Source organism: Paenibacillus sp. 19GGS1-52, assembly GCF_022369515.1.
GTDB lineage: Bacteria > Bacillota > Bacilli > Paenibacillales > Paenibacillaceae > Paenibacillus_AQ.
In genome coordinates, this window is the sequence record NZ_CP059724.1 from 4,133,480 (window position 1) to 4,155,106 (window position 21,627).

Annotated in this window: 16 protein-coding genes; 10 read left to right on the forward strand and 6 right to left on the reverse strand. The window is 45.4% G+C overall.

Features of this window, described 5'->3' with window-relative positions; translation table 11 throughout:
- Positions 1–10 precede the first annotated feature (10 nt).
- The gene (locus H1230_RS19340; protein WP_239711547.1) at positions 11–2,023 is read right to left on the reverse strand and encodes a beta-galactosidase; all 2,013 of its coding nucleotides are present in this window, start codon (positions 2,021–2,023) and stop codon (positions 11–13) included.
- 216 nt (positions 2,024–2,239) lie between these two features.
- On the opposite strand from H1230_RS19340, the gene H1230_RS19345 reads away from it, so the two are divergent.
- The 6 genes from H1230_RS19345 to H1230_RS19370 all read left to right on the forward strand — a co-directional run bounded on the left by H1230_RS19345 (position 2,240) and on the right by H1230_RS19370 (position 9,132).
- Positions 2,240–3,886 (forward strand): extracellular solute-binding protein, encoded by a 1,647-nt coding sequence (locus H1230_RS19345; RefSeq protein ID WP_239711548.1) that lies wholly within the window; start codon positions 2,240–2,242, stop codon positions 3,884–3,886.
- An 88-nt stretch (positions 3,887–3,974) separates the two neighbouring features.
- Complete coding sequence (locus tag H1230_RS19350; RefSeq protein WP_239711549.1) at positions 3,975–4,886, forward strand: ABC transporter permease; 912 nt, start codon at positions 3,975–3,977, stop codon at positions 4,884–4,886.
- A 19-nt stretch (positions 4,887–4,905) separates the two neighbouring features.
- Positions 4,906–5,775 (forward strand): carbohydrate ABC transporter permease, encoded by an 870-nt coding sequence (locus tag H1230_RS19355; protein WP_239711550.1) that lies wholly within the window; start codon positions 4,906–4,908, stop codon positions 5,773–5,775.
- 29 nt (positions 5,776–5,804) lie between these two features.
- Positions 5,805–6,443 carry a hypothetical protein gene (locus H1230_RS19360; RefSeq protein WP_239711551.1) on the forward strand — a complete coding sequence of 213 codons (639 nt, stop codon included), beginning with the start codon at positions 5,805–5,807 and terminating at the stop codon, positions 6,441–6,443.
- 105 nt (positions 6,444–6,548) lie between these two features.
- Positions 6,549–7,565: a sensor histidine kinase gene (locus tag H1230_RS19365; protein WP_239711552.1), complete on the forward strand. Its 1,017-nt coding sequence runs from the start codon at positions 6,549–6,551 to the stop codon at positions 7,563–7,565.
- Positions 7,540–9,132, forward strand: coding sequence for a response regulator (locus tag H1230_RS19370; protein ID WP_239711553.1), 1,593 nt, complete (start codon positions 7,540–7,542; stop codon positions 9,130–9,132). Before H1230_RS19365 ends, H1230_RS19370 begins: the two co-directional genes overlap by 26 nt.
- On the opposite strand, the gene H1230_RS19375 is transcribed toward H1230_RS19370, so the two are convergent.
- Entirely contained in the window at positions 9,129–9,944 is an 816-nt protein-coding gene (locus tag H1230_RS19375) for an AraC family transcriptional regulator (RefSeq protein ID WP_239711554.1), read from the reverse strand. The two genes, H1230_RS19370 and H1230_RS19375, sit on opposite strands and share 4 nt — an antisense overlap.
- Positions 9,945–10,247: 303 nt before the next feature.
- Here H1230_RS19375 and H1230_RS19380 point away from each other — a divergent pair, with 303 nt between their 5' ends.
- Positions 10,248–11,093 (forward strand): helix-turn-helix transcriptional regulator, encoded by an 846-nt coding sequence (locus tag H1230_RS19380; RefSeq protein WP_239711555.1) that lies wholly within the window; start codon positions 10,248–10,250, stop codon positions 11,091–11,093.
- Between the two features lie 305 nt (positions 11,094–11,398).
- Here the strand turns inward: H1230_RS19380 and H1230_RS19385 are convergent, their stop codons facing one another.
- Positions 11,399–12,559 (reverse strand): glycoside hydrolase family 27 protein, encoded by a 1,161-nt coding sequence (locus H1230_RS19385; RefSeq protein ID WP_239711556.1) that lies wholly within the window; start codon positions 12,557–12,559, stop codon positions 11,399–11,401.
- Positions 12,560–13,080: 521 nt separating this feature from the next.
- Between H1230_RS19385 and H1230_RS19390 the strand changes: the two genes are divergently transcribed.
- Genes H1230_RS19390 through H1230_RS19400 form a run of 3 tightly spaced genes read left to right on the forward strand, consistent with a single transcriptional unit; the run spans position 13,081 to position 16,792 of the window.
- Positions 13,081–13,995, forward strand: coding sequence for an ABC transporter permease subunit (locus H1230_RS19390; protein ID WP_239711557.1), 915 nt, complete (start codon positions 13,081–13,083; stop codon positions 13,993–13,995).
- Positions 13,992–14,960, forward strand: coding sequence for a carbohydrate ABC transporter permease (locus H1230_RS19395; RefSeq protein ID WP_239711558.1), 969 nt, complete (start codon positions 13,992–13,994; stop codon positions 14,958–14,960). Before H1230_RS19390 ends, H1230_RS19395 begins: the two co-directional genes overlap by 4 nt.
- 41 nt (positions 14,961–15,001) lie before the next feature.
- Positions 15,002–16,792: a type 2 periplasmic-binding domain-containing protein gene (locus H1230_RS19400; protein ID WP_239711559.1), complete on the forward strand. Its 1,791-nt coding sequence runs from the start codon at positions 15,002–15,004 to the stop codon at positions 16,790–16,792.
- A gap of 507 nt (positions 16,793–17,299) precedes the next feature.
- Here H1230_RS19400 and H1230_RS19405 read toward each other — a convergent pair.
- The 3 genes from H1230_RS19405 to H1230_RS19415 form a co-directional block, all read right to left on the reverse strand.
- Complete coding sequence (locus H1230_RS19405; RefSeq protein ID WP_239711560.1) at positions 17,300–18,085, reverse strand: alpha/beta hydrolase; 786 nt, start codon at positions 18,083–18,085, stop codon at positions 17,300–17,302.
- Positions 18,085–19,635, reverse strand: a complete 1,551-nt coding sequence (locus H1230_RS19410) for a carboxylesterase/lipase family protein (RefSeq protein WP_239711561.1) — start codon at positions 19,633–19,635, stop codon at positions 18,085–18,087. Before H1230_RS19410 ends, H1230_RS19405 begins: the two co-directional genes overlap by 1 nt.
- Before the next feature lie 73 nt (positions 19,636–19,708).
- Positions 19,709–21,523, reverse strand: a complete 1,815-nt coding sequence (locus tag H1230_RS19415) for a family 43 glycosylhydrolase (RefSeq protein ID WP_239711562.1) — start codon at positions 21,521–21,523, stop codon at positions 19,709–19,711.
- Between the last annotated feature and the right edge of the window lie 104 nt (positions 21,524–21,627).

Sequence of the window (21,627 nt, forward strand, 5' to 3'; positions counted from 1 at the left end):
TGTTTATCAATTAGTACATTAGAAGTTCTACCTCATAAGCGCCTAAAGTAAGCGAATTCTCAAAATGATTGCCGGACAACAGCCCGGATGCTTCTCGGTCAAGCTTTATGGTTTGCTCTGTGCCGGTGGTGTTCACACAGATTAAAGAGCCGTCATCCAGTTTGCGTGCGACAACGCCTGCAGGGGTTGCGGGACCTTTCTGAATGCCAAGCGTCGGGTACAACATGTCCAGAAGCAAACTTAGAAAATCCGCATCCGCAGGTATGGCGACATAAATCGCCTCTCCCTTGCCGTAACGGTTACGTGTTACAGCGGGCGACTTATCCAATGTATTCGTAAATGCCGCTACCGTCTCGGCCGTGCGGGCTTCCAGTATTTCATAATAGTCAATACCAGGCTGATATTCCCGCTCTCCAATTGAAATAGCCGGCTTTTCACGTTCCAGATGAAGCTCCGTCTTCTCAAGACCACCAGCATTCTCGGCAGGCGTATGGCTTCTGGTTCTCATGAATGCTCCGCTACGGATACCGAATACATCGCTGAGCTCTCCGGGCAGCGGTGTATCAAAGACGCGATTATGTTCATTGACTTTCGCAGAATATGCCGTCATCAGGGCGGTGCCCCCGTCTTCAACGTAGGAGCGAATAGCTGCCGCCGATGCTTTATCCATAACGGCATGTCCCGGCACGATCAGGATTTTGTAATCCTTTTGCATGTTGCGCAAATTCACGATATTACAGTCAATATTTGCACGCATAAGGGCCTCGTAAGCTTGCAATACTTGCTGGGTATACTCTGTTTTGTAAAAACTCCGGTTGCCGTCCATCACCTTCATGCTTTCGTACGAGTAGGCAATGGCGATCTGTGGACTGGTCCTTCTGGGAAGCCCACGTTCCTTCAAAAGATTGAATTCCTCGGCGATTTGTTTGAACTCTTCATACTTCCATCCCGGACTGCCATCATGATCAACCAGACCGAATACATATTGCTCCTCACCACCCAGCATAGTACGCCAGGTCCACGCACAGACTGCTTGCGCTCTATGAACAAGCGAGAGATAGGCATACATTCTCATGGCTTTACGCGGTGAGCCGTAGCCTCCGAAGTCGCCGGTCTGGAATTCAAGGCACCAAATGGGTTGGTCAAGCTCCCCTATGCGATGATCCATAAAGAAGCAGGCGGCGGTCAAAGCTTTTCTGTCTTCTGGATTGGTGCCGGGATAGAATCCGATTCCGGGTAAATCAATGATATCTTGATATTGCTTTAAATAGTCGAACCCGTATCCGGGATTCTCCGACCAATGGTTGGTAGATTCCCTGACACCTGGGGCTAACTGTTTCACTATCCGGCTTAGACCCTTCATGTACACCAAGATTTCATCAGAATAGAACCGCCACATGTCCAGCACTCGTTCCGGTGCGCCTTGAATTTGACCAGAAATCGGAAGTACGACATCGTGAAAACTATTCAATTTACGGGACCAGCGCTGAGTGGTCCATGCTTGGTTCAGGTTGTCTACCGTTTCATACTTTTCCGTTAGCCAAGCTTCAAAGCGGTCTCTAGCGTGACTGGAATAGGAAGGCGCACCTGAACCAAGCTCGTTGCACAATCCAAAAGCATAAAGTGCCGGATGGTTTCGATATTGGCATACCAGTTTCTCGGCGAACTTGTAAGCATAGTCCTGAAAGGCTGGATGACCAACGTCCTCCATATAACGCGTTTGCGCTTCTAATCGAATGCCGTTGGTATCTGAACGATCAATCTCGGGATGTTTTTTGTGCAGCCAAGTTGGAGCAGGGCGAGTTGCGATATCGAGAACGACCTGTATTCCTGCCTCATGAAAAAGATCCATCACCTCATCGAACCACTCAAAAGTAAATTCACCTTCAGATGGTTCAAAGCTATCCCAACACAGATGCCCCAGTCGGACAATATTGAAGGATGCTTTCCGCATCAAATCAATATCGTGTTTCCATCTCTCTCGGGGCCAATCGTGCGGATGGTAATTCGTTCCTGCAAACAACAAATTGATCACCTCATATAAAAATATTATAATACGTAATACATCATAAACGTTATAATTTAAATAAAGAATATAAGATATTAACGACTGTATATAAAAAAATGAAAGTTATTTGTAATGACCAATATATTTATATAAATCTCTTATTATTGTTATTTAAGCGTTACCATTGCTGGGGATATACTAAGCATGAAATAAATAAAGGGAGGTCATTGAATGAGGAAGAGGTTCACGAAGCAAGCGTGTGTAGCGCTTGCGATCGGAGTAACAATGTTGTCTGCTATCGGCTGTAGTACGAAAACCGATCCAGAACAAAATGCCCAAGGGGAAAAAGGAAATGCAGCTCAAAAAGAGGTTACTATTTCATTAGGGAGGGTTGTGGGGTCTGATAACAAATTCAAGAATGGCGAAACCATTGAAAATAATGTTCATACCAAGTGGGCCAAGGAGAAGTTTGGCATTAACTTTAAGGTAGATTGGACAGTAGGAACAGGCGATGCCTACACAACGAAGCTCCGTCTTCTGTTGAATTCAAACGAAAAACTGCCGGATGTCTTCACTTTAAGCGATCCGACGCTTGAGAACCAGGTTGTTGATTCCGGCAAAGTCATGGATATTTCTGAGGCATTCGATAAGTACGCTTCGCCGCGGCTTAAAGAACTGTACGCAAAATATCCTGAAATTTGGAATACGGTTACTTACGATGGCAAGCATTACGGCCTTCCTACCTTCAATGCCAATAGTTCCTTTAGTGTGATGTGGATACGTCAGGATTGGCTTGATAAATTAGGGCTGCAGGTGCCGAAGACCCTCGATGAAATGGAAACTGTCATGGATGCATTCGTCAATCGTGATCCAGACGGGAATGGAGTAAAGGATACCATCGGATTGTCACTTTCTCTTAAAAAAGGTGTTACAGCCGTAAAGGATACTTTCATGGCATCAAGCGATTTCTTGTTCGGACAAACAGCCATACCAACTTACTGGACAGAGGGGGCAGATGGAAAGCTTCAGTACGGATCTGTTCAGCCTACCGTCAAGGAGGGGCTAACCAAACTTAGCGAATGGATGGAAAAAGGTTATCTAGATAAAGACACAGGGATTATGGATGAAGCCAAAGCAGCAGAAAGCTTTGTTCAGGGCAAATCCGGCATGGTCTTCGGACCGACTTGGATGGCTTCTTATCCGTTCAACCAAGATATGAAGTTTGATTATAAACCAGTACCAATACCTGCAGGAATTGACGGAAAGATGGGATTCGGCAGTGAACCGCAATCTTCAGTCCGTTTTTATTTCAATAATGATTTCAAAAATATGGAAGCCTTCTTCAACTATTTGGACGCTATTATGGGACCTGGCTTCTACGATCCATCTTCCGAACTCGCCAACGGATGGGCAGAAGGATACGATTATGTAATGGTTGATGGTAAGCCCGTTTACGATCAGGATAAAATTCCAGGCGGATGGATTGACGTGAAGAAATACACGATTTACGGAAATGATATTCAAACGCCAAAAAAAGAGCTTGAGGTCATGGCCAAGCTAGGCCAGGGAAAAACCCCTGAAACCCCTTACGAAATGTATTTCTCTGCAAGACCGAAGAAATGGGCGGAAGCTGCTGCAGTACTTCAAACGTATATCGACGACGCATCGGTCTTCGATTTGTATACGGGTCCTCCAACAGCAACCATGGCTCAAAAAGGCGAATTGCTTCGCAAAATGGAAAACGAAGCCTTTCTGAAAATTATTTATGGGCAGGAGTCTCCGGATTCTTTCGATAGCTTTGTGGCAAAATGGAAGTCGTCCGGTGGCGACGATATAACTAAAGAAGTAAACGAATGGTATCAATCGTTCAAAAAATAGAGGGTTTGGTCTTGGATAGGCCTTGCGGAGCGATATCGACGCAATGCCTATCTCATATTTCCAAATTATTAAAAGAGGAGTTGTCTGGATGATGGAATGGAAGAAGAGCAAGACGAGGTTTTTTCGTCAACTACCTCTACATTTGCTCATAATGCCATCTGTAATCTGTTTGCTCGTATTTAATTATGCACCAATGACAGGACTACTAATGGCTTTTCAGGATTTCAAGCCTCGTCTAGGCTTTCTACATTCGCCATGGGTTGGCTTTGAACATTTTAAATATATGTTTACCTATCCCGACAGCAGACAAGTAATTTTCAACACTTTACTTATCGCTTCACTTAAAATCATAGCCAATATCATAGTCCCAATCACTTTCGCCTTACTTCTTAATGAAATTCGCGCAATTCTATTCAAAAGATTTGTGCAGACGTTAGTTTATCTTCCGCATTTTTTGTCTTGGGTTATTCTAGGTGGTATTCTAACTGACATATTAGGGAATAAAGGGATTTTTAATCATTTATTGACTTTATTCGGAGCCAATACAATCTTTTTTCTCGGAGACGGCACCTGGTTTCGGATAACAGTCGTGATCAGTGATGTGTGGAAAGAATTCGGGTTTTCCGCGATTATCTATCTCGCAGCAATGAGTGGTATTAACATGTCGTTGTACGAAGCAGCCGAAATTGACGGTGCAAGCCGCCTTAAGCAAACCTTCCATATCACCTTGCCGTCGCTAGTACCTGTTATTCTGGTTGTTGGAACGTTGGCGCTTGGCAACATCCTTAACGCCGGCTTTGACCAGATATTCAATCTATACAATCCGCTCGTTTACCGTGAAGGAGATATAATCGATACCTTTGTTTACAGGGTGGGTCTCATGGACGGTTCATTCAGTTTCGCAACAGCAGTCGGTTTATTCAAATCAGTAATTAGTTTCATCCTGATTGTTACGGCATATCGACTTGCTCACCGGTTTGGAAATTATCGCATTTTCTAAGTAAAGGCAGGTTGATCCTATGTATCACAAGACAAGCGGTTATCGATGGTTTACAGTAACCAATACATTACTTCTAACAGTAATATCCATTTTGTGCATTCTTCCGCTTGTTCACGTTGCTGCCGTATCTTTCAGTTCGAGTTCGGCTGCTACGGCCAATCAAGTTTTTTTCTGGCCGGTTGGATTTACGGCTGAGGCTTACTCAAGAACGCTTACGAATCCTTTATTTCTGCGTTCGCTGGTCTTATCCATGGAAAGAACACTCTCCGGAACCTTGCTGTCTATGGCATTGACAGTTACAGCCGCGTATACTCTATCACGTTCGTTTTACGGAAGAGGATTTTATTCTTGGTTTTTTGTATTTACAATGCTGTTTAACGGTGGCCTGATTCCTACTTATTTGCTGGTAACGCAGCTTCATTTAACCAATACGCTATGGGTACTTATACTTCCTTCTGCCGTTAACGTGTTTAACACGATCCTCATGATGCAATTTTTTCGCGCAATTCCGAAAGAACTTGAAGAAGCGGCCAGTATTGATGGAGCAGGTTATCTGAGATCATTGATCACAATCTATCTTCCTTTATCTCTTCCTTCCTTAGCCACATTATCCTTGTTTTCAATGGTGTGGCACTGGAATTCATGGTTTGACGGATTGATTTATATGACGGATTATCGGAAATATCCTCTTGCGACGTTTCTACAGACGATCATTCAAGGCGGCGACATGAGGAATACGAACATTGATCCCGGACAATTGCAGATTCTGTCGGAAAGAACAGTTCGCTCTGCCCAAATATTGATAGGAGCGCTTCCGATCCTGTTGGTTTATCCGTTCCTGCAAAGGTTCTTCGTGCAAGGGTTGACGATGGGAGCAGTTAAAGAATAAGATAGGCAAAAACTTAGGAGTCCAAGCGGATGAGTAAAAAGGAACGTAGTCTCTTCTCCAAACTAGTCGGTTCGCTTATTTTATTGTTACTGCCTGTATTGATTTTGTCTATTTATTCCAATCGAGTCAATGAAAATGTGATTACTGGACAAATCAAACAATCGAGTATTAGCCGGCTATCTACCTTGGCCACACAAATGGACAATATTATTATGCAGTTGGAGACATTCACCTACATCTTGATTCGTGATCCGAACGTCATTGAATTTCAAGATTTATCTTTGCTGAATTCCAGTTACTACGATCAAATTAGCAAAAAAAAAATTATTCAGGACAAGCTTTATTTGCAAAGTGCCTCGACCGAATGGATCAACGAAGTAACCGTCTATTCTCCGCGTTCCGGACAAACCATTTCCACAATACACGGAACTTCGTTTGATCCGGAACGTCTTCAGAGGCTGAGCAAGGAAAATTGGAATTTTATTCTACACGATGATAAGACAGACAAACAGGGAAAGGTGATTCACCTGACCGTCGAACCATACGAAACGGGCGGTGGCATCGCCAAAGCCAATTCCATCATCGAAATCAGCTTTGACATGAGCAACGTGATCCGTATGCTGGATAAGTTTAAATCGCAAGGAATCGGTGAAGCGTTATTTTATTAGCCCAATGACACCTTTTTATCAACAAGCTCTTTCCCTCCGGTTCTTCTTAGAGAAGCTGTAACCGCTTTAAAGAAGACACAGCTGGCAGATGAGGGCGACATTACTTTGAATGTAAACGGAATTTCATATCTTCTTTCGTATTCCGATGTACAGGTACTGGATGGGTATGTGGTCAACATTGTGCCTTTATCTGAGATTCTAACTCCTTTACGAGTGACCAATCGGTTCGCCTATCTTGTCCTTGGACTGTTACTCATCGTAGGCATTGTAGTATCCTGGTTATTGTACCGCAATGTTCAGGTGCCCTTGCGCGCTCTTGTGAAAGGAGTGCAGCAAATCAAGATGGGACAATACAAAACAAGAATTCCACTTCAGGTGAAAAACGAATTCCGGCTCATTATATCCAGATTCAATGAAATGTCCGATCAAATCCAGCAACTCATCGAGAATGTGTTGGAGCAGCAGCTTCTTACGCACGAAGCCGAGCTCAAGCAGCTGCAATCACAAATCAATCCGCATTTTTTGTATAACAGTCTGTCCTATGTGATCAGCATGACCAAGTTGAACAGGAAAGACGCAGTTCTTCAAATGGCTTACCACCTGTCCGATTATTATCGCTATACGACCCGGGTTGAGAAACAATTGGTTAAGCTGGCGGATGAGTTAAAGAACGCTGCCGATTATCTGAGTATTCATCAGATGCGGATGAAACGCATTAGCTACGGGATCGATGTGGGGAGCGACATGATGGACATCGAGGTGCCCCGATTAATTCTGCAACCCATAGTCGAGAATGCATTGATCCATGGAGTTGAGAATTTGGAGGATGTTGGGATTGTAACGATTACTGGCAAATGTATAGGCAATGAATATTCACTGATTGTAGACGACAATGGCGGTTCCATGACATTCGAACGGCTTCATGACCTTCAGAAACAATTGGTAAGCCGGACTGGTGAAAGGTCGGAAGCCTGCGGTCTTCTAAATGTGCACCGTCGCCTCCAGCTCCGTTATGGAGCGAATTCCGGTGTAGAACTTTCGATAAATGCGGTTTCGGGACTGCGAGTAGAGTTGCATTGGACAGAGAAGGCGGTGGATGATGAAGCTGTTAATCGTGGATGATGAAGAGCACTTGGTTGAAAGCATGACCGCAAGCATATCCTGGGAAAAAGCTGGCATTACCAGCGTATTCTCCGCGTATTCCGGCAAACAGGCTCTGGACGTCATGGATAAGAATGCCGCTGACATTGTAGTAACCGATGTTCGCATGCCTGGTATGAATGGTATCGAACTAATAAAAGCGATCAAGTACAAATGGCCTCAGACGGAGTGTATCCTGCTTACCGGCCATGCGGAATTTGAATATGTGCAGCAAGGGCTGAAACACAAGGCTTCTCATTATTTTCTCAAACCAGTAAAGGATGAAGAACTACTCGCTGCCGTTAAAGAGGCTGCTGATACTTTGCTTGTGGAACGAGAGCAGTTAATGGCATATGTGCAATCGCAAGCTATGGTTTATCGCAACTTGCCAATTCTGCGTTCCAATTTATTGAACAATCTGATTCAGGGACGAATATGGCAAGAGGGGAAATTGATCGAACAATTGGTCCTATACGGTATTCCGATCGGGCTCGGCGATACCATATCGCTGATTCTTATTCGTATAGAGGATCATCATAAGCGGTATGGACCGTCGGAAATGTCGCTTACCGGCTTTGCTGTTACAAATATCGTAGAGGAGTTGCTGTCCCACCAATTCAAGACCTGGAGCTGCGAAGACTTATATGGCCATATCTTGTTTATTGTAAATTGCGGTGCAGAGAACATGAATGATCATCCATTGGAACAGATTGCGGATCATATGAGGCAAACGGTTAATCAATTGCTTCATCTCACCATTTCCGTTATTCTGTCACCTACGGGATCCTTTCCTGCCTCTATGGAGGATCTATACCAACGCTGTATTGCCACAATTCGTTCCCAAATCGGCTACGACAACGACTTCATTGTTCGTCTTGGCGGAGATAACGTGAAACCAGCGTCCCATGTTGTCGCCTCGCTATATTCACCTCCTCTGTTCCCCCATTTGCTTGAGGCGGGAAACTGGGAGGCTGCAAAAGAGAAGCTGGAAGAAGTATTCCGTGAATGGAGAACAAAATATAGTGGTTCGAATGAACATCTATCGGAAATTAATTACTCACTTAAGTCTGCTTTCTCATACTTTGTGCATAAGAACGGCGGGCTGCTGGCAGATTACCGCTTGCATGCATCGACAGATATCAAGAATGTTGGTGAGCTGGAGTATTGGGCTACGAGCATGCTTGACAGGCTGCAGAATGAGATGAACACGGAACTGTCTGCATCCCGCCATTCAGCAGTGGCTCAAATTCATCAATTCGTGCAAGAGCATTTATCAGAAGATGTCTCACTCCAGGCCATCGCCGATTACGTCTATATGCATCCAACCCATGTATCCAAAGTATTCAAGAGAGAAACTGGGGAGAACATTTCAGACTACCTATTGCGGTTGCGGATGGAAAAAGCTGTGTTTTTATTGAATGACAGCAGATATAAAATTTATGAAATAGCGAATCGTTTGGGATATAAAAACCCGACCTATTTTATCAAGGTTTTCAAAGAACATTTTGGGGCTACACCACAAGAATTCAGAGAGAATACGCCATATTAATTGAGATCGCGAAAACTCTGGGGAGTCTTTGATTCAATTTTCCTGAAAGTATACACAAAATGACTACTATCCAAAAAGCCCACCAAAGAGGCAATCGCCTTGACGGTGAGCTTTTTTTCGTTTATCAAATACTCTTTGGATTTCTGAATGCGCAAGTGGATGAGGTATTGGTAAGGACTCATCCCTGTTGTCATTCTGAATAGGTAGTTCAATCGTTGCGAGCTAATGCCAGCGTATTCTGCCAATTGGGTTAATCCAAAAGCCGGGTTAGAATAGTTCTCTTCAAGAAAACGAATCAATGGCATTAATCTTTCGGTATGCTGGGAAAAGGAACGTTGGTTATCAACTTGTCCATATCTTTTCAGGTCCATAAGAAAACGATATACAAAAGCGGAACCATCCATTCCGTTAAAATCAAAGCTCGGCCTTGCCAAATTTTCACTGCTTTTATGCAGAGTAGATAGCCTGGAACTGGGTTCCCAGCTAATCACTGTGGAAGTTGCCAAACCGAGAGAAGAAACAATGAATGGAGCAAGGTTGCCATTAAATGTGATATACCAGGTCGACCAAGGATTAGACTGAGCTACATAGCTATGTGAAGCATTAGGTTGCAGCAAAATCCCTTGGTTTGGCGCCAAGGTGACTATTTTATCCGAAATTTCAAATTGACCTTCCCCCTCAGTTGTTTGCAGCCAATGATAACAGTGATATCCTTGCGGCCGATTAAACTCATCCTGCCTTTCATTCCATCCCATCGTCTCGATGAAAATGGGTAGCGAACGGTCCAAAGCTGTGACAAACATTTGTTTCATATAGTGTTCCATCAAATCACTACTTTCATTTTCTTATATTGTATATGAATTATACCTAACTTCACTTCTGTTAGTCATCATAAATGTTCGATATTAATTTCCAGTCGTATTATGCGTAATTTGAGTAAATTTACATTTATAGTTGAAGTATCCACCTATGTCCTCCTGTTCACTTTTTGCAGTTTACGGGGTGACTATCATATAAATGTGGATTCTTTCTATTCTTTTGATAACTGAAAATAGTATAATTTAGATGTACCGTGGAGCGAAGAAAGAGTAGCGTAATATCGGGATATTAAATATATGAATTTGATGCAAAGGATACTGGTACAGCTTATGAATTCATTTAATTACGTTTTTAGCGAGGGTTCGATTTGTAAAGGCAATGGTCATAAACCTCCAAATTTGCATAAATGGGGCCCGGGTGTCCGCGATGTGTATGCCCTGCATTATATTGTAAGCGGAAAGGGCTATTTGGAGACACAACATACAACTTTTCTTTTGGAAACAGGCGAGAGCTTTATTATTTTTCCGCATATGGAAGTGTACTATTATCCAGATCCGCTGGATCCATGGGAGTATTTTTGGATTGAACTTTACGGGGGAGAGGCCTCACGCCTCTTATCGATGGTTAATTTCACACCTGATTCTCCAGTGGTGGCGCCTTCTCCGCAAGACCTGGGGCCATTATTTCATGTGAGCAAGACCGCCGAATTGGAGCCATTCGAAAGAGAACGTTCCGATGCTAAACTCCATCTATTATTGTCATACTATATGGAGTACTACCCTAGTGATAAAGCTTTTCTAACAAAGGACTACGCATTATCAGCGCGGGAATATATCGAAAGCAACTTCTGGAAGCCTTCGCTGTCTGTTCTGGATGTAGTAGACTACGTGAAAATTGAGCGAAGCTACTTGTTTCGGTTGTTTAAGGAAGAAAATGGAGTTTCCCTATCTGGCTACCTAACCGCATTCAGGATTCGGCGTGCCTGTGAATTATTAAGAACTTCTCACTTATCTGTGAAGTCGGTAGCCTACTCGGTTGGCTACCAGGACCCGTTGTATTTCTCAAAAGTATTCAAAAAAGCAACTTCGTATACTCCTTCGGAATATAAAAAGGTATATAGCACCGGAAATACTGTCTCTTAGTTCATGTAGGTGTCCCTGCGGCAGGCAGTCATGTGGTTCAGTACCTCTCCGCTGCTTTCTTTCACTACCTGCCAATAGGGTCAACAATTCACCTTAGCGAAACAGTACACAATTCCCGGATTCCCGGAAATATGTTATTAATTTCATAATGGGGTCACGTCCGCATTTCAGTTGTTCACCAAGACAGTCAATACACAGGAAATCTTGAGCGTTGCGCGTCACAAGCTTCAGGTATATCGCCACATCATCAGTCGTTAAAGGGACTTTGCATGTTCGGCATGTTCTATTCATGTTCATGCCATTCCTTACACCAATTTAGCCCGTACAATCAGACAATCATGAGCTGGAACTACTGGAGCGTATCTTTCTCTGAATACGCCTATTTCTTGATGCTCCCAGCAGTCATACAGCGACAGCGACTTTCCGGAAGCATAAGGAAGTCCGAAATCCCAGAATTGCAGCGACATTTCCCTTTGACCATCGCTCAGATTGAAGAAGCCTATGGCAAGGTCTCCGTCCGTTAACACTTTTACCAGCATAAACACATCATCCGCATGAAACCACTGCGGTTCCGGCTTGATGCGATAAGCACCGCGGCCTTCCACATCCTGATTAATGGCAATCAAATCCCGGTTCATCAGGATATCCCTGGTGGCCTGGTTGGCTTTACGGATGTCGCTGCCAATCATCAGCGGAGACCCCATCATGCTCCATAAAGAAAAATGGGTCTTGTACTCCACATCACTACATCCGCCGACTTGGCTTCCGATAAAGTCGCTGTTGCTGCCTCCGTACATGCCGACAACCAGCATATCCAGATCATTATGGCAATAGGCTCCGGTATAGCGGGCTTTATCAAGCTGTGATAAAGCTAAGCTCTTGATCGAATCCCAGCTATCCTGAATATCTCCTGTGGATCGGTACATATGCGCACCTGATTCACGGATCCAATGATACACATTGTCCTCGCCCCAATTGCATGCTGAGAACAGTATGTCTCTTCCGCAGTTTTTAAGCGCGAGGCTCATTCGTTTGTACAGCAGTTCCCCCGACATATGTCTGGGCTTAAAGCAGTAATCATACTTTAAAAAATCGACGCCCCACTCTGCCAGTGATTCCGCATCCTGAAATTCATGTTCAAAGCTCCCTGGATACCCTGCGCAGGTATGTGTTCCTACACAAGAGTACATCCCGAATTTTAGTCCCTTGGAATGAATATATTCTGAAAGCGCCTTCATTCCGTTCGGAAATTTAAGCGGATCAACAACTAGTTTCCCATCCCCGTCTCTTTCTTTCAGACTCCAGCAGTCATCAATAACAATGTACTCATATCCCGCATCCTTGTACCCCTCTGCAACAAGTGTATCTGCAGCTTCACGAATAAGTTGCTCATTAATGTCCCATGTAAAGGTATTCCATGAATTCCACCCCATAGGTGGTGTCAGACCGAACTCTTTTTTGTCCATAAAAAATATTCATCCTTTCGCTTAAATCAGAGATTAGGTGTGAGGTCAGTTGCAATATTCTTTATGTATTTAATCATAGGCTACGCTTAGGGTCTATAGCTTGGCGTTGCTTTCATATGGACATTTGTTGCTTTTCTCCAGAAGTACAGCAAATTCCAAAATCTCGCTCCGACCCATGCAGGATATGCCCTTGGGATACGTCAGACCTTCAAGCTGCTTATTTCTAAATGTTCATATAGCTACTTGGATTTAAGTTAATATTTTCTATTTTATTTAAAATATTGATAATTTAATATTTTTCTGTAATTATATCGTGGTTTTATCTAATAATAGATCAATAAGTCGTGAGGATAGGTCATTGTTTGAAAGAAACCAATAATTTATTATTGTTCCATAGATATGAAAGCGCTATCAATACAGAAGGGGGTTAGCGAGCCGGACAATATATTTAAGGGATAGCAGCCCAGCTGAAAGCTTCCATTAAGCAAATTTACAAAGAGAATACGAAGAGGAGTGAACCGATGCGTAGTCCCAGCATGAGAAGCAATTCGATACGAAAATTCCTTTATATTTCGCCCTTCATGGTTTTGCTTGCTGTCTTTGCCTACTACCCGCTCTATGGATGGGTTTATGCCTTCTTTGACTATATGCCACCGATTCCGCTGTCACAATCGCCTTTTGTCGGTTTCAAATGGTTTCATTCCTTGGTAGAAAACCAGGTGAAGGTCGATCAACTACTTCAGGTCATCAAGAACACGTTCGGCATTAGTGGGTTGAGTATACTTTTTTCTTGGCTCCCGATGATCTTTGCAATCTTCCTAACAGAGATTAAAGCTGTGCGTTTCCGAAAATTGATCCAGACCGTAACCACTCTTCCAAACTTTATCAGTTGGGTACTGGTCTATTCACTGGCATTTTCCATGTTCTCCAGTGAAGGTGTCGTCAATGGTTTTTTGAGACAGATCGGGCTGATCGACTCTCCTATACTCTTTCTTCAGAACTCAGAGCATGTCTGGATTACGATGTGGATATGGATTACCTGGAAATCACTAGGTTGGTCAGCCATATTGTATATAGCGGCAATTATGGGGATTGATGAATCTCTGTATGAAGCGGCTTATGTAGACGGTGCTACAAGAATGCAGGTCATCCGGCATGTGGTTTTGCCAAGTATGATTCCGACCTATTTTGTGTTATTGATGCTCCAAATTGCCAGCTTCCTGAACAATGGATTGGAGCAATATTTCGTTTTCCAGAATGCCTTCAACAAAGATACCATCCAGGTATTGGATTTATATGTATACAACCTGGCCATGGGAGGCGGCAGCTATTCCGTTTCCGTCGCGATCAGTATGCTGAAAAGCATAATTAGTGTTGCGCTTCTCTTTTCTGTAAACGGACTGTCCAAATTGTTAAGAGGAGAGGGCATCGTATGAGTGACCACCAGACAGAACTGGCGCCGATTGCCAAAGAAAATAACAGCCCCTTCTCCAAAAAAATAAAAATGCAGGTCAGTACAACTGACAAAATGATTTCTGCTGTGGTCTATGTCCTCTTTTCTCTCTTTGCATTTATATGTGTATATCCCTTCTACTCCATCATTATCAATACTATAAGCGCCAACGATCTCAGCGCCAAAGGTGAAATTGCGTTTTGGCCAAGGGGGATCCATTTCCAGAACTATGTTGACGTATTTAAAATACCGGGGCTATGGAATGCATTTGTCATTTCTTTGGGGAGAACCGTAATAGGCACACTTTTGACGGTCGGGGCCTCTGCCTTTTTGGGCTTCATGTTTTCCCAGGAGGATATGTGGGGGAAAAAATTCTGGTACCGGTTTACCATTATTACGATGTTTTTTAATGCCGGTATTATCCCCTGGTATTTGACCATGAGATCCCTGCACCTCACCAACAATTTTCTGGCATACGTCCTGCCGTCCATCGTAGCTCCATTTTTCATCATTCTAGTGAAGACATTTGTGGAATCCACGCCGAAGGAATTGCAGCAGGCAGCCAGCATTGACGGTGCCGGAATTATAACGATCTTTTACAAAATTATCTTGCCCATCAGCAAACCGATACTCGCGACAGTCGCCATATTCTCGGCAGTCAACCAGTGGAATTCCTTTCAGGATACGCTGCTGCTGGTGACGGACAGCAAATTGTACAGTCTGCAGTTCATTCTGTATAACTACATCAATCAGGCCAGCTCCCTATCCACCATGGTCAATCTGCAGAACGCCGGATCAACGGCCATGGCCAGCCTGTCCACCAAGCAGACCACCACGTCCATTCGCATGACCGTTACCATCATCGTTGTCGCACCTATTCTGCTGGTTTATCCGATTTTCCAAAGATTTTTTGTAAAAGGAATTATCATTGGTGCAGTCAAAGGTTAAATTGCACTATTATGATAAATTAATCAACTGGGGGGCTGTACATGAATAAAAACAATAAGCTGGCAAGAAAATATTCAATGTTGCTTGGTACCTCTCTGCTTCTGTTAACAACGGTATTAAGCGGATGTAGCGGCAACTCCAACAATGCGGCTACAGCAACAGGATCGCCCGATCCGGGAACAGCAACCGAGTCATCCAGTCCAGCTACAGGGATCGATCACAGCAAACCGCTGACTATTACCGTGTTTGACAATGCAGCAAATTACCAGGGAGAGCAAACCGGATGGTACGGAAAACTGATTAAGGATAAGTTCAATATCACATTAAATATTCTGTCTCCGCAAGTTGCAGGGGATCAGCTATACAAGACAAGGTCGGCATCTGGAGATCTGGGAGACCTCCTGATTATTGATAACAGTCAGCTGGAGGAATTGCTTCCGGCGGGTATGATTATGGATCTCACGGATAAGATCAAGAATACAGAGTACCTGTCCAAATATGTGGACAATCACTTCAAGCCTTTCAATGCTGCATTCGAGAGCATCAATCCGGATGGCAAGATTTATGCACTGCCGACCTTTACATCGGACACTTCCCCGACAACATTCTCGGAAGAACTCCCTTACTCCAGTCCGCTTATGCCTTGGGATTATTACAAGGGAATAGGGGCTCCCAAGCTGAACAATCTGGCTGACCTTCTGAATGCACTGAAGCAGATGCAGGAGAAGTATCCCAAGACACCTGATGGTAAACCGATCGTTCCGATAACCCTATGGAAGGACTGGGACAACGGAAGTATGGAAAATGTACGCTGGCTCAGTAACTGGTACGGTTATGAACAGCCAGAGGGAACTACGACCATTCAGTTAAATGCAAAAGGCGATATTGTTCCTCTCGTTGACGACAACAGTATGTACAAAAAAATCCTCCAATTCTATTATGACGCCAATCAGATGGGTCTGGTTGACCCTGACTCCCCATCCCAGGATTGGAATAAAGTCAATGAAAAGCTGACCAGTAAACAGGTGCTGCTCTTATGGTATTCATGGGAAAGAGGTTTCTACAATACCATTGAAAGAGGCAATAAAGGTGACGGCAATGTTGCCATTCCGATCGCCGATACCCATATTATTCAGAATAGTGATGCCTACTTCGGAAGCGGAAGAGTATTTGCAATTGGTGCAAAAGCAAAAAATCCGGAAAGAATCATTGAATTCATGGATTGGCTGGCCTCTCCTGAAGGTCTGCGCTACTATACTAATGGATTCGAAGGCTTCAATTATGAAAAGACAGCAGACGGCAAATTCAAGCTGACTGAAGTAGGCCAAACGGCCTTCCAGGATAATACTCCCGTTCCAGAAGAGTACGGCGGCGGCGGATATCAAGATGGCCAGAGCAAGCTCAATACTATGATCATGAGCGATTTTGTAGTAGATCCGGATACGAAGGAATTCTACAACAACACCTATTGGAGCTCAACCATAGAGGCGAATAAGACAGTTCTGACTACAGAGTGGCAGAAAGCTTATAATGCAACCACTCCGACAGAATACTACCAGAAGAACAATATGATCGATATCGTACCCAATATTAATACAAGTCTTGGGTCGGATTCCTCGGACATTAAGAATAAACGCAGCCAGATCTCAGATTATGTGAAGAACACATCCTGGAAAATGATATTCGCCAAGGACCAATCAGAATTCGATAAACTCTGGACCAAGCTGCAGTCCGATGTAGTGGGTCTTGGCTGGAATGATGTCCTTGCCGTGGATACGGAAAGAGCACAAAAAATCGTTAAGATGCGTGCCGATGCAATCGCCAATAAATAAACACTAATCCACCAGATGTATGCGTGTATCCGGTTCTAATCAATGAAGCAGGGGCTGAACCAAAAGCCATGAAATGGCTGCTGTGGTCAGCCCTTGTTTTTTTGCATAGGATATAGGCGAGCACTTTGGGAGGACGCCCCGCAAACGGAACGTTGTTCTCATCGCTATGCTCTCCTTCACAGCTCACCCGCAAGTGAGGGGGACTGAGATTCCGCTATTTGGGCAGACCGGGAGAAATTGCGGGTCAACCGGACTGAGATTCCGCTATGTGTCCGGAAGCCCCTCATTTTGAGCTCAAAGCAACACGTTAACGGAAGCTCAGTCCGCTTCAGGCTCTACACTAGGTTTTTTCGGGAAATAGGGGCTTATCAGTCCGCCGTCTCTACCGAAGATCCCTATATGGCTCACGTCCGGTACAATCAAAGGGATTTCATAATCTCATAAAGCCAAAAACGCAAAGCAGCGATCCTCCAATAAAGGGAGAGTCGCTGCTTTGACCCTATTTTGTCAGCTGAAAACCAGCTTCGAGAACTGATACAAGCCGTTCTTCCAGACCGGCCAATCATGATCGCCGTGTTCCTCCACCCAGAGATGCGGCACGGAATGCTGTGATAAATAGGCATGCGTCCGGTCGCTGACATTCTTGAGACTGTCCAGATCTCCGCACGATAACCAGAGCAAACTGAGCAGCTCTGCGGCCTTCTGCGGTTCCGGGAGCAACTGCTCAGGTGGCCTCATATTGGGAGCAGGAGAGAAGGCCCCGATCCAGGCGAAACGGTCCAGATTATTCAGACCGATATTCAAGGATTGCCCTCCGCCCATAGATAATCCAGCAATGGCACGGTGCATTCGGTCTGTCAGGACAGGATAATTCGCTTCGATATAGGGAATAAGATCATCGAGCAAATCCGATTCGAAGGTTTCGAACGCCTGTACCTTGTCGGGTGCAAAAATCTCGCCTTCCGCCCGGTCATTCGGCATCGCCCGGCCGTTCGGCAGCACAACGATCATAGGCTTCAGCAATTGATTAGCATACAGATTGTCCAGAATAACCTGGGGCTTGCCGTGATTGTACCATTCGCTCTCATCTCCGCCAATCCCGTGCAGCAGATACAAGACACTGTATTCCCCGGCGGCCGGATATCCGGGTGGCGTATATACCATTGCCTTCCGGGGGTTGCCTACTGTTCTCGAAGGATATTCTATAGTACAAATCTCTCCCCGGGCGATGCCTTCCCTCTCTGTATCATATCCGGCAGTTTGTATCGTATAATCCGACTTATTCTCGTTCATTACCGCTCATTCCTCTCGTAGATATGAATGGATTGACGCTTGAAATATTGCCCGACCAGAAATTGCATTACCTCACCCGGAGGCTTCTCTACAAACTCAGCCTTGTCCGCAAAAACCATGCCGTAAGGCGCTTCCGGCGTACACGGTTTCCATAGTGGCAACTCCTCACCGGTAGAATCCTTGCCGTTCGGATCGCCCGTACCAATGAAATAGGCAAGATAATTGCACATCTGGCGGGCGAGATCATAATGCCTGCCCACAAATGGCCGCCAGCATTTGGCCAGCGTTTCGAAGTGGAACCACAGATCCACCGAATGGAAGGTTCCCGGATCATCCCAGCCCGGAATGTCGGCCTCAAAGGTATAATAATACATCGGGACGCCGCTTCCGGAATCGCTATTGGCCTTCATGGCAACACGTGCCGCATATTCAATATTGCTCACCGAGGCCGTCCGGATCATCTCCTCCAGATTTCCTGTATCAACCGCGCATAGTTCAAGGTACTCTTCTGCTTCTCCGCCGAACATTTCAAAGGCCATAGCCCGGAATTCCTCCACGCTGCCGGCACCTGGAACACCGAAAAATTCGGATGAGGTAGCTCCCAGCATGACCGGCACTTTGTGGTGGCGCCCCTTCAGAAAAAGGGCATAAGGATCGCCGGGACAATATAACTGGTCCATAACCGTGCCCCAGAAGCTGCCGTACTCCAGCATTTTATCGCGGATATAGACCGCATCCAGCTTACGAGCCTCTTCCAGAGTCGACACTTCCATAAATTCAAAGAAGGCTGTCCCCTGCTCTTCCGCCTCCTTCAAGGTCCGGTGCTGCGGAGGTACCGGGTTATCCGGGTACAGCGGAGTAAAGATCCCGCTCATAATCACGGCCCGCTGAAACAGCCCTTCATTCTGCGGCGAGGTAAGCTGGCTCAGCACACTTCCGCCGCCAGCCGATTGTCCCCCAATTGTAATCTGGTCAGGGTCTCCTCCAAAAGCAGCGATATTGCGTTTGACCCACTGTGTACCCGCCTGTTGATCCAGATGTCCGAAATTCGCAGGAGCACCGGGAGATTCCACAGTAATCTCGGGATGACTCAGGAAGCCAAACACGTTCAGGCGGTAATTCACGGTCACTACGACAATCCCCCGGCGGGCAATGCGTTCGCCGTCAAACTCCATTTCAGCGGTATGGCCGACCTGAAGTCCTCCACCAAAATACCATACGAAGACAGGAAGCTTCTCATCAGCGCAGACGGCCGGTGTCCAGACATTCAGGTAAAGACAGTCCTCATCCATCGGAAGATCCGGATCCACTGACCATTCACGTGTATAAATATTATTTACATCGATAACGGTTGGGGCCTGCATGGAAATTGGGGCAAAATCATACGCTTTCAATTCCCCTTTCCAGTTCTGCGCAGGCTGGGGTGCACGCCAGCGGTTCTCCCCCACAGGCGGAGCCGCAAACGGAATTCCCTTGAAGCTGGTAATTCGCGGATCAGCCGCCGGAAGTCCCTTAACGAAACCATTTTCAACACTTGCTACTCTCAACATACAGTTACTCCTCTCTGAATATCAGCGCTTAAGAACACAGGAATCTGCTTGCCCGGTTTAAGCAAACAGCGGTTTATCTCACGGTTACTTCTATAGATACCTTTCTTAGCTCCCGGCCCAGATCTTTATCTTCTGTAAGATCCAGAACCGGAACACCGTCAATATCAAAGTGCACGCGGCGCAGACCGGAACTTCTGGGTCCATCTATTCCAGGTCTTGCATGGTAAGCGTTCCAAATGACCCCATCCTCATCTGTGACATAGGAATTGTGGCCGGGTCCATATTCGCCAGGCACACTTCTGGAGGTCAGCAGCGGATAATTGCCTTTGGTCCAGCTGCGGGTGTCCAGCAAATCCGCATCCTTACCGGCAGTCAAGAGGCCTACAACATAAGTGGCATCCACTGCTGCGCTGGCAAAGGTTACAAATAACCGGTCATCGGTATAAAGGGCGAACGGCCCTTCATCTACAAACGTATGATTATTGGCCCAGCCATAATCGGGTTTGGTCAGAAGCACTGGATCACTGGTCAGCTTCCAAGGCTCCTTCGGGTCCATTGTGGCGATATAGATCCAGGCTCCGAGATCAGCAGGCACGAACTGGCGCTCCGACCACGCGGCATAATGTTTCCCGCCCCAGTGAATCACAGTCATATCCAAGGAAATAGTCTTGCCCGCTTCACACAGATATGTACCGTCCTTCTTCACTACACGCACAGGCATTGACCAGTCAGCAGCACACATCGGATTCCCGCCTGTCCGCAGCTTCATGGTATGGGATTCTTCGCAGAGAAATTCACCCGGTGTTGCCGCATGAAAGATATAAAGCTCCTCTTCAATGATATGAAGTTCCGGGGCCCACAGCAGTCCGCCGATCTGCTCATAGGTATTCGAATCCAGAATCAATACCTCCCCGGCATCGACCAGCCCTGGGATGGTATCTGCTTCCCGCATATACAGCGTGTGATTGTGGTCCGCATCATTGGTGGAAATGAAATAATACTTTCCTTTCCATTTCGCAATACAGGGATCCGCCCGGTCATACGCTATCGGGAACGGGTAATGATCCTGATGGACCTCACCGGATATTTTATAGGTCCCCGCCTTATCCCAATCAATTTCATCTGTATTCCACACCACCTTTTTCAGCGCTTTGGTGCCGTCACTATACAGAGCTGTAGCCCGGATCTCTTCCAAATCCTCTTCGGATGCAGCGCTCACGCGTTCGGGGACTTTTATTGCAATATTGTTCGGAACCGTAAGCTTACAATAGAGCTTGCGGGCTATTTCCCGGGATACGGAGATATAGTTACGCGGCAGGATCCCCTCAATGTCAGCAAACACTGTATCCAGGGTAAAAGGCTGTGCCGGTTCCGGTGCAGAGAGCTCCTTCAAACTCATGATATCGGGAATAACATTCTGATAACCATTCCCCAGCTCATCGATCCAGCGGATCACGTAGCTGTTCCGGTCAGTATCATACTCGCAGATGACATCGCTTACAAATGTTTCTGCCCCAAGCTCCAGCAGTCCAACTTCGCGGTATTGCAGCAGATCACTGGAGAAGAACAGCAGCACCTTCCCCTTACTCTCTGCATCGGCTTCACCCTCTGCCTCCGTTCGCACTGCGATCACCCCGAAATTGCCCTCGGCAGTGTGGAACAGATACGGATTCTTCAAGCTCTTAGCACGGAGTGTACCATCCTCGTTCTCAGTCGCCTTGGCGAATAGAACCCCTGAATTATGGTTTAATTCCTGAAAAAGAAGCCCGTCGCTACAATAAGCCAAATGCATGCTGTGCGCCAGTCTCGGAGCATATTCCATATCCTCCTGTGGTAACCGGGTATAGCAGAGGATATAATTCCGATCTTCGTTTTGATGCGGTGTCATTAACAAGCAGCCTCCTATCATTATTGATAATTTCTAATGATCAAAAAAATATTTTCTCAATAATTTATTTCAAAAATTTACCCAAATGTCCTTATTTTATAATA